General features: G+C 33.4%; 15 protein-coding genes and 1 pseudogene. 8 read left to right on the top strand and 8 right to left on the bottom strand.

The window, feature by feature from the left end:
- Positions 1-55: 55 nt before the first annotated feature.
- A complete protein-coding gene (locus ACAM25_RS01275; RefSeq protein WP_369610547.1) occupies positions 56-1,240 on the bottom strand; it encodes a DmsC/YnfH family molybdoenzyme membrane anchor subunit in 1,185 nt (394 codons plus the stop codon).
- Positions 1,241-1,350: 110 nt separating this feature from the next.
- Here ACAM25_RS01275 and ACAM25_RS01270 point away from each other — a divergent pair, with 110 nt between their 5' ends.
- The gene (locus ACAM25_RS01270) at positions 1,351-1,593 is read left to right on the top strand and encodes a hypothetical protein (protein WP_369610546.1); all 243 of its coding nucleotides are present in this window, start codon (positions 1,351-1,353) and stop codon (positions 1,591-1,593) included.
- Here ACAM25_RS01270 and ACAM25_RS01265 read toward each other — a convergent pair.
- Both ACAM25_RS01265 and ACAM25_RS01260 read right to left on the bottom strand, forming a co-directional pair.
- Positions 1,579-1,980 (bottom strand): PaaI family thioesterase, encoded by a 402-nt coding sequence (locus ACAM25_RS01265; RefSeq protein WP_369610545.1) that lies wholly within the window; start codon positions 1,978-1,980, stop codon positions 1,579-1,581. The two genes, ACAM25_RS01270 and ACAM25_RS01265, sit on opposite strands and share 15 nt — an antisense overlap.
- A complete protein-coding gene (locus ACAM25_RS01260; RefSeq protein WP_369610544.1) occupies positions 1,977-3,176 on the bottom strand; it encodes an acyl-CoA dehydrogenase family protein in 1,200 nt (399 codons plus the stop codon). Before ACAM25_RS01260 ends, ACAM25_RS01265 begins: the two co-directional genes overlap by 4 nt.
- A 74-nt stretch (positions 3,177-3,250) precedes the next feature.
- Between ACAM25_RS01260 and ACAM25_RS01255 the strand changes: the two genes are divergently transcribed.
- The 7 genes and pseudogenes from ACAM25_RS01255 (at position 3,251) to ACAM25_RS01225 (ending at position 7,794) form a co-directional block, all read left to right on the top strand.
- Positions 3,251-3,976, top strand: coding sequence for an electron transfer flavoprotein subunit alpha (locus ACAM25_RS01255; protein ID WP_369610543.1), 726 nt, complete (start codon positions 3,251-3,253; stop codon positions 3,974-3,976).
- The gene (locus ACAM25_RS01250; RefSeq protein WP_369610542.1) at positions 3,973-4,818 is read left to right on the top strand and encodes an electron transfer flavoprotein subunit alpha/FixB family protein; all 846 of its coding nucleotides are present in this window, start codon (positions 3,973-3,975) and stop codon (positions 4,816-4,818) included. The genes ACAM25_RS01255 and ACAM25_RS01250 overlap by 4 nt, the downstream gene beginning before the upstream one ends.
- The gene (locus ACAM25_RS01245) at positions 4,815-6,038 is read left to right on the top strand and encodes an FAD-dependent oxidoreductase (protein WP_369610541.1); all 1,224 of its coding nucleotides are present in this window, start codon (positions 4,815-4,817) and stop codon (positions 6,036-6,038) included. The genes ACAM25_RS01250 and ACAM25_RS01245 overlap by 4 nt, the downstream gene beginning before the upstream one ends.
- Complete coding sequence (locus tag ACAM25_RS01240; RefSeq protein ID WP_369610540.1) at positions 6,035-6,304, top strand: ferredoxin family protein; 270 nt, start codon at positions 6,035-6,037, stop codon at positions 6,302-6,304. Before ACAM25_RS01245 ends, ACAM25_RS01240 begins: the two co-directional genes overlap by 4 nt.
- A gap of 92 nt (positions 6,305-6,396) precedes the next feature.
- On the top strand, positions 6,397-6,924 hold the full coding sequence (locus ACAM25_RS01235) for a hypothetical protein (protein WP_369610539.1): 528 nt from the start codon (positions 6,397-6,399) through the stop codon (positions 6,922-6,924).
- A gap of 249 nt (positions 6,925-7,173) precedes the next feature.
- The gene (locus tag ACAM25_RS01230; protein WP_369610538.1) at positions 7,174-7,389 is read left to right on the top strand and encodes a VapB-type antitoxin; all 216 of its coding nucleotides are present in this window, start codon (positions 7,174-7,176) and stop codon (positions 7,387-7,389) included.
- Between the two features lie 18 nt (positions 7,390-7,407).
- Positions 7,408-7,794: pseudogene (locus ACAM25_RS01225) on the top strand (PIN domain-containing protein).
- A 17-nt stretch (positions 7,795-7,811) separates the two neighbouring features.
- Here ACAM25_RS01225 and ACAM25_RS01220 read toward each other — a convergent pair.
- Genes ACAM25_RS01220 through ACAM25_RS01200 form a run of 5 tightly spaced genes read right to left on the bottom strand, consistent with a single transcriptional unit; the run spans position 7,812 to position 12,861 of the window.
- Complete coding sequence (locus ACAM25_RS01220; protein WP_369610537.1) at positions 7,812-9,641, bottom strand: AMP-binding protein; 1,830 nt, start codon at positions 9,639-9,641, stop codon at positions 7,812-7,814.
- A complete protein-coding gene (locus tag ACAM25_RS01215; protein ID WP_369610536.1) occupies positions 9,638-10,066 on the bottom strand; it encodes a Zn-ribbon domain-containing OB-fold protein in 429 nt (142 codons plus the stop codon). The genes ACAM25_RS01220 and ACAM25_RS01215 overlap by 4 nt, the downstream gene beginning before the upstream one ends.
- Positions 10,063-10,560, bottom strand: coding sequence for a Zn-ribbon domain-containing OB-fold protein (locus ACAM25_RS01210; RefSeq protein WP_369610535.1), 498 nt, complete (start codon positions 10,558-10,560; stop codon positions 10,063-10,065). Before ACAM25_RS01210 ends, ACAM25_RS01215 begins: the two co-directional genes overlap by 4 nt.
- A gap of 10 nt (positions 10,561-10,570) precedes the next feature.
- Positions 10,571-11,746 carry a thiolase domain-containing protein gene (locus tag ACAM25_RS01205; RefSeq protein ID WP_369610534.1) on the bottom strand — a complete coding sequence of 392 codons (1,176 nt, stop codon included), beginning with the start codon at positions 11,744-11,746 and terminating at the stop codon, positions 10,571-10,573.
- On the bottom strand, positions 11,746-12,861 hold the full coding sequence (locus ACAM25_RS01200) for a thiolase domain-containing protein (RefSeq protein WP_369610533.1): 1,116 nt from the start codon (positions 12,859-12,861) through the stop codon (positions 11,746-11,748). The genes ACAM25_RS01205 and ACAM25_RS01200 overlap by 1 nt, the downstream gene beginning before the upstream one ends.
- Between the last annotated feature and the right edge of the window lie 30 nt (positions 12,862-12,891).

The raw sequence follows: 12,891 nt of genomic DNA, 5'->3' as shown, positions 1-12,891 counted from the left end.
ACTCTCAAAATGTAATTTATTTTCCATACTTTATAAAGTTAAGTATTAAAAAAGTTTATGGAGTTGGAAGACCATAATATTTAATCTTTTCAAAGAAATTCCTCCTAGCTATGATTTCTGATGAAATACCTGTTACTGATGCCAAAATACTTGTTAACGGAATAAAGATAGAAATCAATAATAAAAGCAAGTAAGGAATATGAAGTATTTTCTGTGTTCTTAACATTACTAATTCTATGAAAGCAAGAATTAAAGGTATTATTATAAACATAATATTATGATTAAAGTAAAATCCTAGTGGGAATATAGTGGTTATTGTACCTATAAATGACAAAGGAGTGTTTGCATTATACCATGACGGAGTAGTTTTTAACATATAAATCATGATTGATGAGATTACTGACAAAGAGAGAAGAACTACTGAGATGTAGTACACTAAAGTAAACATAGGTAAAAGATCTTCGATGAAAAGAGAAAGTAATGCTAGACCACCAAATAGTACTTCGCGGCTTAACCAAGATGATTTTAAGTTCATTATTACTCTAAACGCTCTATTTCTCTTATTTACATGGAATATTGAAGGAATAAGACCAATAGCTAAAAGGAGGAATGATAAAAGAGAATAAAAAGGTATCCTAGTGAGCAGTAAGCCTAAAGATAGTTCGGAAAGTATTGTGAAAAGTAATAATTCTATGTATTTGTTTTCTTTTCTTATCTTTAATGGAGAAGCTTTTATTTCCCCTTCTTTAGGACTCTTTATTTCATATTTAGGTTTTGTTATCTCATAAGGAGCCAAATAAGGTGCTTCATATTTAGGTTTGTCTAGCCAACCAAATGATAAAGCTCCAGTAGGACAAGATTCTACACAGTATGGTAACCCTTCTCTGTTTAATAGTCTATTTCTGCATAAATCACATTTAGTCATAACTCCTTCTTTATTAAATTTTGGTTCTTCGTAGGGACAAGCCCATTGACAATATCCACAACCTATACATTCATTAGGATCAATATAAACAATACCCATATCATCTTTATGAATTGCATTTGCAGGACAAACTTTCATACAGAGCGGATTATCACAGTGATTACAAGCAATAGATACTCCTATTCTAACTCCATTTTCAAAAACTAATAAGGATCTCCAATTCAAATTTCCATAATGTTCGTTACATGAGTTTACACAAGCGTTACAGATAATGCATTTATTTGGATCAAATAGGAATCCTAAACTCCTTTCCATAAGTTTAATTCGTATTGTAACTTTATAAACTTTCCATTTATGATTCTAAAACTTTCTTAATTGTTTAAACAAAAATATTACTTTATATATTATTATGACAAATTAAGTATATGGACTTTTACTCTTACGCGTTAATTAGAAATTTCATTCGTTTCTTAATTGAAGATAATCCCACTGATGAAGAAATAAATAATGTCCCTAGCAAAATAAAGGAAGACGTTTGTTCACTAAAGGACGAGGAGTTAATAACGTTAATTGATGAAACTAGAGAGTTCATTTCAAACGAGAAAAAAGATAAAATGGAAATATTACAAAAAATTAAAGATATGTGTCAAAAATTAATTCCTAATTAAATGCCAGATTCCGTTTCCTTTAGCACATAGCTCATTATCACCATCAAAACCTTCGACTTCCACATAAGCATATCTCTTAGTCTCTCTGATAACTTTAGCAAGAAATGAAAATGGAGGAGTTTTCATGGCTTTTAAAAAGATTATGTTGAACTCTAACGTATATGCTTCTTGCACATCTAAAGTTCTTACTGCATAACTGCCTGCATAATCCATAGCGGCAAATATTATTGCACCATGAAGAATTCCTCCTATTCTAGTAAGGTCTTCCTTATATTCAAAAGTTAATTTAGCTATTCCTCTGTCAATTTTTTCAAATTTAGCACCTATAAACCTAAAAAGTGCTTCATGTTGACTTAAAAGTTTATTTACCTCTTCTTCAGTTATCAAACTTTTACACCCATAAATCTATAATAAAATTGCCTTGCTGCGCTAATTCTTTGAATATCATTTGTTCCTTCATATGTCTTTAAAATCTGTAAATCCCTCAAAAGCCTTTCTAATCCAGTTGAAACTGAAACACCGTATCCTCCATGTATTGTCATTGCTCTTGTTACTATTCTCTCTGCAGCTTCTGTAGAGTGAAACTTTGCAAGTGAAGCTGCTATAATGTATTCATTCATTCTACCTCTCTTGTATAATGTTCCAGCCCAATAAGTCAACAGTCTTGCAGTTTCTAGGTCAGCTAAAGATTCACTAATTTTTTGTTGTACTAATTCAAATTCCGCTAACTTTTTATCAAAAGCTGTTCTTTGAAGAGAATAATTAGTCATCTTTTCGAAAGCTGATTGTGCTATACCTATTGCCTGGGATGAAACTATTGTCCTAGCGTAATCAAAAGATTCGACAGCGTATTTAAACCCATTACCAACTTCTCCTAATACATTCTCTTCTGGGACTTTTACATCCTCAAGTATTATTTCAGCAGTATGAGAGGCCTTTAACCCAGTTGTTTCAATTCTACTTACTGTTTTTACTCCCCAATCCTTTTCAACAATGAAAACCGTTATTCCTTTCCATCTCGCTTTTTGATCAGGAGGAGAAGTTCTTGCCGTAATAAGATAATAATCCGCTATGTCCCCATTAGTTATGAATATTTTTCTTGCATTTAACACATAGTGGCCATTTATTATCTTTGCTGTAGATTTCATATTAGCTACATCTGAGCCAGCTTCTGGCTCCGTATTACAAAAAGCCGCAATTTTTTCTCCTTTAACAGTCTCCCTTAGATACTTCTTCTTTAACGTTTCGTTACCCCATTTAAGTAATGCTTGGTTAAACATCCATTGTATGAGAAAGAACGTTGAAAAAGATGTCCAAATTCTACTTATCTCTTCTGCAGTAACAAGAAGAGAAAGATAATCGCCCCCCTGGCCATTATATTCGGTAGGAACATCTAAACCATAAAGGCCTAACTCTTTAGCTCTTTCCCTTAATTCTCTAGGAAAGTCTCTCTCACTCTCACCCTTTTCAACATATTTGCTTATCTCATTTTCAGCAAACTCTCTTACTGCATTCCTTAATAATTCATGATCATCAGTCAAATCTATAGTAAAATCCTCTATTGACTTTAAAGGAAACACCATCACATATAAATGAGTTTAATAACTAAAAAATGTTAAGCAAATAATATTAATGAGTTAAAATCTTGTATTTTTTGATGAATATAGTAACTTGTTTTAAAATAGTCCCTGATGATACTTTAATCAAAATAGTAGGAGATAAATTAGATTTGAATGTACCTTCAAAGATAAGTACATATGATAAAAATGCAATAGAAGAAGCTGTAAGAATAAAAGAGAAGTTTGGAGGAAAAGCAATTGGTGTAACTGCTGGAAATACTGATAGGAAAAGCATTAGAGAAGCCTTAGCTATGGGGTTAGATGAAGTAATAGCAATAAACATGAAAATGCAAGATGTAATGACTACTGCAGAGGCACTAGCAGAAACCCTATCTAGCATAAAGCCAGACATTATCCTTACTGGTGAAGCTACAACAGATAGTAGTACTTCAGTTTTTCCATCATATTTAGCTTCTCTCTTAAGTTATCCCTTCATAACATATGCTAAGTCTATTTCGATTGAAGGAAACAAAGTTAAAGTGGAAAGAAATTTGACTACTTTCCAAGAAGTAGTCGAAGCTGAATTACCAGTCGTTATTTCAGTCGTTGGGGAAATAAACACACCAAGGATCCCAAGTGTTAAACAAATATTAGAGTCTTCAAAAAAACCAGTTAAAAATGTAGATTTTGATAAAGAACCTAAAATAAAAATTTCAAATGTCTCTCCTTACGTTATAACAAGGAAGAAAATAATTATTGAAGGAAAAATGGAAGAGGCTGTAGATAAACTTCTAAACTATTTATCTCAGGAGGGAGTATTATGAAAGTCGTAATATATTCAGAAGACGTCGATTCAATAAAAACCGGCGTAATGTATTTCCCTAACGATTACACCATTGTTGTGAGTAACAAAGAGGTGAAAGTTTCTGATGAGTTACACATTTTAGATGACATAAAAGAGGAATTCATTGCTAACTATATTGCATCATTAAAACCAGATTTAGTTATAACTGGTAGTTCAAAGAGAGATAAGAGCATTGCTGGTGCTGTGGCTGGACTACTTAGATATCCTATAATAACTGATGTAACTGAAATCTCTGGAAATAAAGCAAAAAGAGTTGTTTATAGTGGGATGGGAATTGCTGAAATTGAATTTTCTTATCCAGTAGTAATTACAGTAACTAAAAAGAGTGTAGAGGTCAAAGAAAAGGAAAGTAAAATATTGAAAGTACAGACGAAGGATTTAAGAGTGAAGAGAGTCGAGATAAAAGAAAAAGGCGGAGGAGGAGTAGATTTAACATCAGCTCAGATAATTGTATCAGTAGGAAGAGGAATTGGGAGTAAGGAAAATATTAAATACGCTGAAGAGTTAGCTAATGCATTAGGTGCAGCTTTAGGAGGAAGCAGACCAGTAACAGCGGAGTTAGGTTGGTTGCCAGAAGATAGACAAATTGGATTGTCTGGAAATAAAGTGAAACCGAAGTTATATATAGCCCTAGGAATATCTGGTCAACCTCAGCATTTAGCTGGAATTAAAGATGCGAAAATAATTGTCGCTGTAAATAAGGATAAATCTGCTCCTATAGTAGATAACGCTGATTACATTATTGTTGGAGATGCTATAGAATTTTGCAAGGTAATGGCTGATAAGGTGAAGAAAAAATGAGTTTTGACGCTGATCTGATTATTGTTGGTGGTGGTCTTTCTGGACTCTCAGCTGGGATAACTGCCGTAAAAGAAGGACTTAACGTTATTCTTTTAGAAAGAGGAGAATATAGTGGAGCTAAGAACGTATCTGGAGGTAGAATGTATGTACACGCTCTTCTTAAGCTAATACCAGATGCATTAGAGAGGGCCCCTTTAGAAAGACCTATAACTAAAGAAACTTTTGAATTTTACTGCGATAATAAAAAGAAGTTAACGATTTCTTTTGAAGAAAAAGAAAAGAAAAATAGTTACACAGTTTTAAGGGCAAAGTTTGACAGATGGCTAGCTAGTGAAGCAGAAAGTTTAGGTTTATTAATTTCTTATTCAACCCTTGTTTTAAATGTTTATAGAGAGAACGGAGGAATAACTTTAGAGACTAATAGAGGTGTATTAAAGACACCCCTAGTCATTGATGCCTCTGGAGTTACTTCAATTGTCTTCAGAAGTTTAGGTTTGAGAAGATTTACTCCAGATAAATGGATGTTAGGTGTAAAAGAAATTGTGAAGACCGATCTTAATTTACCAGAAGATGAAGGAGAGGTTAGAACTATTGTAGGTTTAATTAAAGGTGTTAAAGGTGGAGGATTCGTTTATACGAATAAAGATACTTTATCAGTTGGCATGGCAGTTACTTTTGACTCTTTACCTAAATCTGAATTTCCAGCAAAAGACCTCGTCGAAGGATTTAGGGAAAGACTAGGTATAGAAGGAGAAATTCTTGAATACTCAGCTCATGCCATTCCTTACTTCGGTTATAAGAATCTACAACAACTTTACGCTGAGAACTTGATTGCTGTTGGTGACTCAGCTGGATTTCTTATAAACGACGGTTTTACAATTAGAGGAATGGACTTAGCTATTGGTTCTGGAATTATAGCTGGTTTGGCAGCTAAGAAAATAATTGAAATGAAGGATTTTACTAAAACTAACATATATTATGACATGTTGAAAGAAAGCTTTGTCCTTAAGCACTTAGAGTTAGCTTACAGTAGATTTGAATTATTAAATAAGGCCTATGTTTTGAATACTTACCCAGAAGTATTATGCAATTTGTTATCTGATATGTTTACAGTTACAGAAGAGAGAAAGACATTAATTGATGATGCTCTTTTAAGATTGAAAGAAAAAGGGATAAGTTTAAGCCAAGCATTAAGAGATATTTTAAGTGTTGCAAAATGATCCCCTTACTGAAAAGATTAGGATTAAATAAATACACAGTAGATCAAAAACCACATATTGAAGTTAATACTGATATTTGTCTAACATGTAAAGATAAACCTTGTACTGTCTCTTGCCCTGCTGGAACTTATGAGGCTTTACCAGATGGTAGAATAGCTGTACACTATGAAAGATGCTTAGAATGTGGAGGAGCATTAGTTATTTGTCCTTTCAATGCTATAAAGTTCAGATTCCCAGAAGGTGGAGTATCTTACAATTATGGATAGAAAAGATAATGTATTAAGATATTTCTAAACCTTTTTATAAATAAATAGATATTTCTAAAAACTTTTTATATTAGCCTTCATAAAATTAACATATGAAATCAGTGTTGCTAATTTCGATTATACTACTTTTAGCCTCTGTAATTAGTTTTGTTGCATTCACAATTCACTCACAGTTTAATAAAACACAACAGTACTCTGAAGTTAATAGTCCATCTAATGTCTCATATAACTCGACCTCACCTAAAAGCAATATTAGATCAATTATTATTAGTCCACTACCAATAGTTCCGGTTTATAATAATTCAATGAAGCAAGGTATTTATCTATATGATGGTACTATCTACATAGTTTTGAACATTACAGTTAATTCTATAAAAATAATGAATCAAACGTATATAAGACCAATTGGAATGTCAGCTTCTCCAGTATCAATAGGAATTCAAGCTTATGGAATTATAAATACAACATTATATAATGAAATCCAGGGGTTGAAAGAAGTTAATGTTAGCATTTATGATGGAAAGCAGTGGATTAATCTAGTTTTACCAGTGTTTGAAACTAACCATTACATAGCTGTTTTATGCTATTTAGAACCTCCAAATGAAATCCAACCATATTAAATACGCTAAACACTGGAATATAATTAGAACACATACGAGAATAAAGAAGTAAATTCATGGATTCCTAAACTAAGGTTCGTTTACAAAAATTTGAAAACCATCGATTTTATTTCTTAAATAAAAAGTTTTCAGCATATCTGCAGAATTTGGCCTAGAATAGTAGTAATCACGTAAAAACTATTGGATTAATAATCAGTTTCATGGTTAATCAAATTAACTTTTTTTATGGTATACCTAAATAAATTATCTATGTCAGTTACAATTAAAGTAAAGAAGGAAATTGCTAAGCTGATTGATAGGCTTGTAGAATTAAATATTGCTAAAAGTAAGAATGAGGCTGTTAATCTCTTAATAGAATATGGTAGAACTGAAATTGAGAGAAGAATAAAAGAAGAGGAGGAGGTTAGAAATTTAGTCAATAAGTGGTTAAAAGAATGTTTTCCCTATGAAATTAGATACTTCTGATTTGAGAGAAGAGAGAACATGAATTTAGCTGATACGAATTTTATTCTTTCATTCGTTGAAAAAGATAGTAATTATGATAAAGCTAAAAAGATTATAGAGCTTAGGTAATTTAATAACGGAAGAAATTACTTTAGTTGAACTTAATTCCTTCTTTTCAAGGATAATATAAAAGCTAAAGCTTCTACGTTATATACAATCCAAATCACGAAGGTTAAAGTTGTTGAGTTAGATAATGAGCTTATTAGAAAATCTATTGATTTATCTACTAAGCTACAACTTAAGACTCTTGATGTTTTACAAATCTCAATTAATGACAAGAAGGAATTCAGTAATTTAATTCTCACAGAGCAGACTTTAACCTACATAAAGGAAGATCAGATTCTTAACTTTATTAATTTATCTTAATTTGAGTAACGAAATAATTATTGTGATATTGCTTTTTTAATTTCTTCTAATGAAGTAGGATTATCTAATGCTGATACATCTCCTATTGGTTTACCTAAAATTAAAGCCCTAATTAATCTCCTCATTATTTTAGCATTTCTAGTTTTTGGTAATTCCTTCACAAACACTATATCCTTTGGTGCTATTGCTTTACCAAGCATCTTTTCAGCATAACGCATTAACTCAGCCTTATCAACTTTCGTATTTGTTACAGCAAAGCACATTATTACTTCACCTTTCATCGGATCTGGTATGCCAACACATGCGCTCTCGATTACTCCTTGATAAGAGTTAATAACTTGTTCCACCTCAGCTGGTCCTATTCTCTTTCCAGAAACTTTTATAGTATCATCGCTCCTTCCTACGATATAATAGAATCCCATTTCATCATAATATGCTAAGTCTCCATGGACCCAAACGTTCTCCCATTTACTCCAATAGGTGTTAATATATCTTTCTTTATCCTTCCAGAATCCCCTTGTCATCCCTGGCCAAACGCTCAATATAACTAATTCTCCTTCTACATTGGCTGGAGCATGTCTACCATTCTCGTCAAATATATCAGCTTGAATACCAGGTGAAAAGCCATTGAAGGCAGTAGGTTTTATCTCATTTATTACATAGTTTCCTAATATACCTCCAGATATTTCAGTTCCTCCAGAATAATTAATAATAGGTCCTTTTACGGCTTCGTATAACCATTTCCAACTTTCATAATCAATAGGTTCACCAGTATTTCCAACAATTCTAACGTCTAGTTTACCTTTTTCTATCTCACTTTTAAATGCTCTAATTAAACTTGCAGAGAGGCCAAGAATATCAACCTTCATATCTTCAATAAACTTTGTAACAAGAGAGTAGTTAGCATAACCTTCAATCATACCAATTTTACCTTTGAGTAAAAGAGAAGATAAAATAGCCCATGGACCCATCATCCAGCCTAAATCAGTGACCCACATTAACGTTTCCCCTTTTTTCATATCAAATTGAAAATAAACGTCAGCAGAAGCTTTAATTGGAAACCCATCATGAGTATGTACGCAACCTTTAGGTTTTCCAGTTGTACCACTAGTGTAAATTATCATAAAAGGATCTTCAGAATCTGTTATCTCTAGACCGTCTCCAGCAGTTCTTAATACTTCTGAAAAACTAACTGAGTCTTTTTCTCTGTTTCCACCTCTTTCAATTACCACTTTTGTTACTTTTATTCCTTCTAAGTTTTCTAAAGGATTTATCTCCTTTCCTTTCCTTATAGTCATATCTACTGTGAAAATCACTTTCATTTCACTGTCTTCAGCTCTTACTTTTATAGGTTCTTTTCCAAATCCTGAAAATAATGGAACTACAATCATTCCAGCCCTTGCTATTCCTAAAAAGATAGGTACAATTTCTGGTATCATTGGCATATAAATTCCTACTGTATCACCTTTCTTTAAACCAAGTTTCTTAAGCCATGAAGAGACCGCTTTTGCATCTTGATACACTTCGTTGTAAGTTAATGTCCTTGTATTGCCTTTTTCGTCCATCCACTTTATAAATACTTCTGAAGAATCTGGTATTTGATCGCCTATGTTAAGTTTTCCATTTATAAACCATTTAGGCCATTGTTTACCTTGAGACAAGTCAAGTACTCTATCATACATTGAGTAAAATTTTAAACGAATAAGTTTAACGAATTTGTCCCAAAATTCCTCCGGTTTTTCATAAGTATAAGAAATAAAATCTCTTAACTTCTCTAAGTTATTTTCAATCATAAATGAATATACATTACTTTCCTCAACCCATTCCTTAGTGGGAAACCAGCTCATTTCACTCTCACTATAAGTGGTATTTTGTATTCAAGTATTTCAACTTCTTTCCCTATTTCAACTTCACCCTCTACAAAAGCTAATAATCCACCATTAGTATTTTCAAACCTAACGAGAGCTACTACTTGTGGTTTTTCTAACTTGTTTCCGTTTTCGTCAGCGTAGATTATTGTATATGTGTAAATATAAGGCTTAGAAGTTATGTTTATAAATTCAGTTTTTATGAAGCAATCCTCACAGTATAATCTTGCTGGAACGTAAACTTTACCACACTTAGGACATTTACTTCCTACAATTCTTTTCTCTTTAAGCCCTTTAAAGAACTCTTCTCCAGCAACCCCGACAGTATAAACATACTCTTCGGCTTCCATTATTTCGTTCCATACCAAAAGTTTATCTTCATAACCAATCTTATCCCAACTCATTCTATCACCTTAAAACATTCAATATCATTTATACTTCCTTCTCTATTATCTTTCCAAACAGCCTTTACTTTTTTACCAAATAAACTCATATTTTTCACTTCTTCAAACTCTGCACAAATTCTATGAAATAACCCTGGAAACACCCAATCCTTATCATTAGACGGAAATAATCTAATTACACCCACAATCTCAGGTTTTTCTATTCTCTCTCTTGTCCACGAGATGAAACTAGCAACAACAGTCTCTATTATACCTTCATCCCTTACTTCAACCCATTCATCTGTTGGTCTAAAACAATCATCACAATACATTCTAGGTGGAACATAAACTCTTCCACATTTATTGCATTTCCTTCCAATTATCTTTTTATCCTTTAACCCTAGAAGGAATTTACTATATGCTTGTCCAGCAGAATAGGCATACTTAGCATTCGGCTTATAAACTATTGTGCTTACTTTCTTTAAGTCTTCTTCCTTAAGAGGAGTTCCATCCATTTTTCTCACCTTAATTTCTCATAACTATAACAGTTGAGGCTTGCATCAAATCCCCCCAGGCTTGTGCTAATCCAGTATGAACAGGTTTCTTTACTTGCATTTTCCCAGCAGTTCCTTTTAGCTGCCAATAAATGCTAATTGTTTTCATGAGACCAGCCGCAGCAATAGGATTACCTACACCCAAAAGACCACCAGATGGACTACTTGGAATATCTCCATCAATGTCAAATACCCCCTCCTTTAGCAATTTTGGTGCTTCTCCTCTCTTAGCAATCATTAAACCTTCTATATGATGAAGCTCTTTATAATCAAAGGGGTCATAAGGCTCAATTACATCTATTTCCTTACTTGGCCTTTCTATAGCAGCCATTTTATAAGCCATTCTTGCTGCATATTCGAGATATCTAGGGTAAGTTAACTCTCTCCCAGTCCACTCTGTGTTATCTAATGCCCATCCTACTCCTTCAATCCACACTGGAGTATCAGTATAACGTCTCGCTATATCCTCACTTACGATTACCATGGCTGCGGCTCCATCACTAACTGGACTAGTATCTAATAATTGAACTGGCCATACTAGTATCTCACTCTTTAATACATCGTCAACTGTAATATTACCAGCAGCTTGTGCATATGGATTGTTTAATGCATTTCTTTTATTTTTTACAGAAACTAATGCAATTTCTTCTTTACTTATTTTATTTACATACATATATCTATGCATCTCCATTGCGAATATCCAAATTAAATTAGGGTTTAACGGTTTCTCAGTTATCGGATCCCATATATACCTAAATACTGACTGAGGATGAGGTCTAGCAGGGCTCATTTTCTCTTCAGCTACAGCTAGTACTTTTTGACATAATCCACTAGCTACATGATACCATGCAGTTATAGGTACCATTACACCAGTAGCACCTCCTACAAACACTCTAGTAACCATCCTTCTTATTCCACCAGAACCATGAGCTAAGTATTCCCCTTTCATATGAACTCCATCAAAAGCATCTGGAGCACTACCAATCACTACACAATCAATATCTTTTAGATCTAAACCAGCCTCATCTAATGCTTTCCTTGAAGCTTCCCATGCTAATTCTTGTGGCGTCTCTAATAGTCTTCTTCTGAATAGAGTGAGACCAGCACCAATGACAGCTACTCTTCTAAAATAAAGATTACTCTTCATTACCTACTCACCACCCCTACAGCTCCAGTAAAAGTAGGAATACCCCTCCAACTAGCTACTACAGCATTATCTACTTTTCCCTCTCTAAGATAATCAATAGCATCAAGTAATAATGCAAGCCCACTAGCCTCTAAAGCCCTTCCGCCAGCTAAATGTCCACCTAAAGGATTTACTTCAACTTTACCACCAATCTCAAATTCTCCTTCTCTCAAATCTTCCACTGCATTTTGACTTAATTCTAATCCTTCGATGTGTTGTAATTCTTTATAGCTATAAGTATCATCTACGAATGCAGACTTAATTTTCCTTATTGAATCAATTTTAGCCATCTTATAAGCTTCACGTGATGCTATTTTCATGTAAGTAGCCTCCCCCAAATTAGAAAGTTCTAACGTAGTCTCAGTAGCTGAGTAAATTCCCTCTATCCAAATAGGCGTATCATTAAACTTCCTCGCAACTTCTTCACTAGCTAAAACCATTACTACTGCTCCATCAACAAACCTAGAAATATCTAAGTCTGTAAGCGGATATACAACGAAATCACGCTTAGTTACATCGTCAATGTTTAAATTCGATGAAAATGGGGCTCTAGTGTTTCTTAGACCATTCCTCTTATTTTTAACCACAACTGAAGCATAATCTTCTCTTGTTGCATTCCGAATTTTCATATATTTAGTTGCTTCTAATCCAGCAAGAAAATGAATATTTTTAGCTCCTATTCTTCCATAAATCGGATCATATGCAAACTCAATAACATCCCGTAAAGTTTTTATATCACTAGGCTTTGCATGAGATTCAACAACAGTTACATTTGATAGACCCGAAAGAATATGCATAACACCATGTAAAATACCTTGAAGGCCATCCCCAGTAACTGTCATAGTTGGTCTCATAGCTCCTCCAATAGGATCTGGTGCGAATTCATCAGCTATTGCTATTCCTTCCCAAAAGTCCTCTTGACAAGAGATAAATGTATCTACATCAGTCCTTGGATTTAGATTTCCAGCATCATAATACGCCCTGGTAGCTGCCTCAAACATCATTTCTCTAAATGAGACCTCCCTAGTATTAGGCTTAAACCCATACCATCCTACTCCAACAATTCCTATTCGCATAAAAAACCACAAATAATGTTAGTTTTAATA

The sequence above is a fragment of the Sulfurisphaera javensis genome, assembly GCF_041154675.1.
GTDB classification, from domain to species: Archaea; Thermoproteota; Thermoprotei_A; order Sulfolobales; family Sulfolobaceae; genus Sulfurisphaera; species Sulfurisphaera javensis.
This window is presented reverse-complemented; position numbering and strand designations above follow the sequence as displayed.

What these genes read in the sequence shown, in the direction of transcription:
- ACAM25_RS01205 (WP_369610534.1), bottom strand. Translation starts at nt 11,746, where the DNA reads ATGAAGAGTAATCTTTATTTTAGAAGAGTAGCTGTCATTGGTGCTGGT.
- ACAM25_RS01220 (WP_369610537.1), bottom strand. Translation starts at nt 9,641, where the DNA reads ATGAGCTGGTTTCCCACTAAGGAATGGGTTGAGGAAAGTAATGTATAT.
- ACAM25_RS01275 (WP_369610547.1), bottom strand. Translation starts at nt 1,240, where the DNA reads ATGGAAAGGAGTTTAGGATTCCTATTTGATCCAAATAAATGCATTATC.
- ACAM25_RS01235 (WP_369610539.1), top strand. Translation starts at nt 6,397, where the DNA reads ATGAAATCAGTGTTGCTAATTTCGATTATACTACTTTTAGCCTCTGTA.
- ACAM25_RS01270 (WP_369610546.1), top strand. Translation starts at nt 1,351, where the DNA reads ATGGACTTTTACTCTTACGCGTTAATTAGAAATTTCATTCGTTTCTTA.
- ACAM25_RS01255 (WP_369610543.1), top strand. Translation starts at nt 3,251, where the DNA reads ATGAATATAGTAACTTGTTTTAAAATAGTCCCTGATGATACTTTAATC.
- ACAM25_RS01215 (WP_369610536.1), bottom strand. Translation starts at nt 10,066, where the DNA reads ATGAGTTGGGATAAGATTGGTTATGAAGATAAACTTTTGGTATGGAAC.
- ACAM25_RS01200 (WP_369610533.1), bottom strand. Translation starts at nt 12,861, where the DNA reads ATGCGAATAGGAATTGTTGGAGTAGGATGGTATGGGTTTAAGCCTAAT.
- ACAM25_RS01210 (WP_369610535.1), bottom strand. Translation starts at nt 10,560, where the DNA reads ATGGATGGAACTCCTCTTAAGGAAGAAGACTTAAAGAAAGTAAGCACA.
- ACAM25_RS01260 (WP_369610544.1), bottom strand. Translation starts at nt 3,176, where the DNA reads ATGGTGTTTCCTTTAAAGTCAATAGAGGATTTTACTATAGATTTGACT.
- ACAM25_RS01230 (WP_369610538.1), top strand. Translation starts at nt 7,174, where the DNA reads ATGTCAGTTACAATTAAAGTAAAGAAGGAAATTGCTAAGCTGATTGAT.
- ACAM25_RS01240 (WP_369610540.1), top strand. Translation starts at nt 6,035, where the DNA reads ATGATCCCCTTACTGAAAAGATTAGGATTAAATAAATACACAGTAGAT.
- ACAM25_RS01250 (WP_369610542.1), top strand. Translation starts at nt 3,973, where the DNA reads ATGAAAGTCGTAATATATTCAGAAGACGTCGATTCAATAAAAACCGGC.
- ACAM25_RS01245 (WP_369610541.1), top strand. Translation starts at nt 4,815, where the DNA reads ATGAGTTTTGACGCTGATCTGATTATTGTTGGTGGTGGTCTTTCTGGA.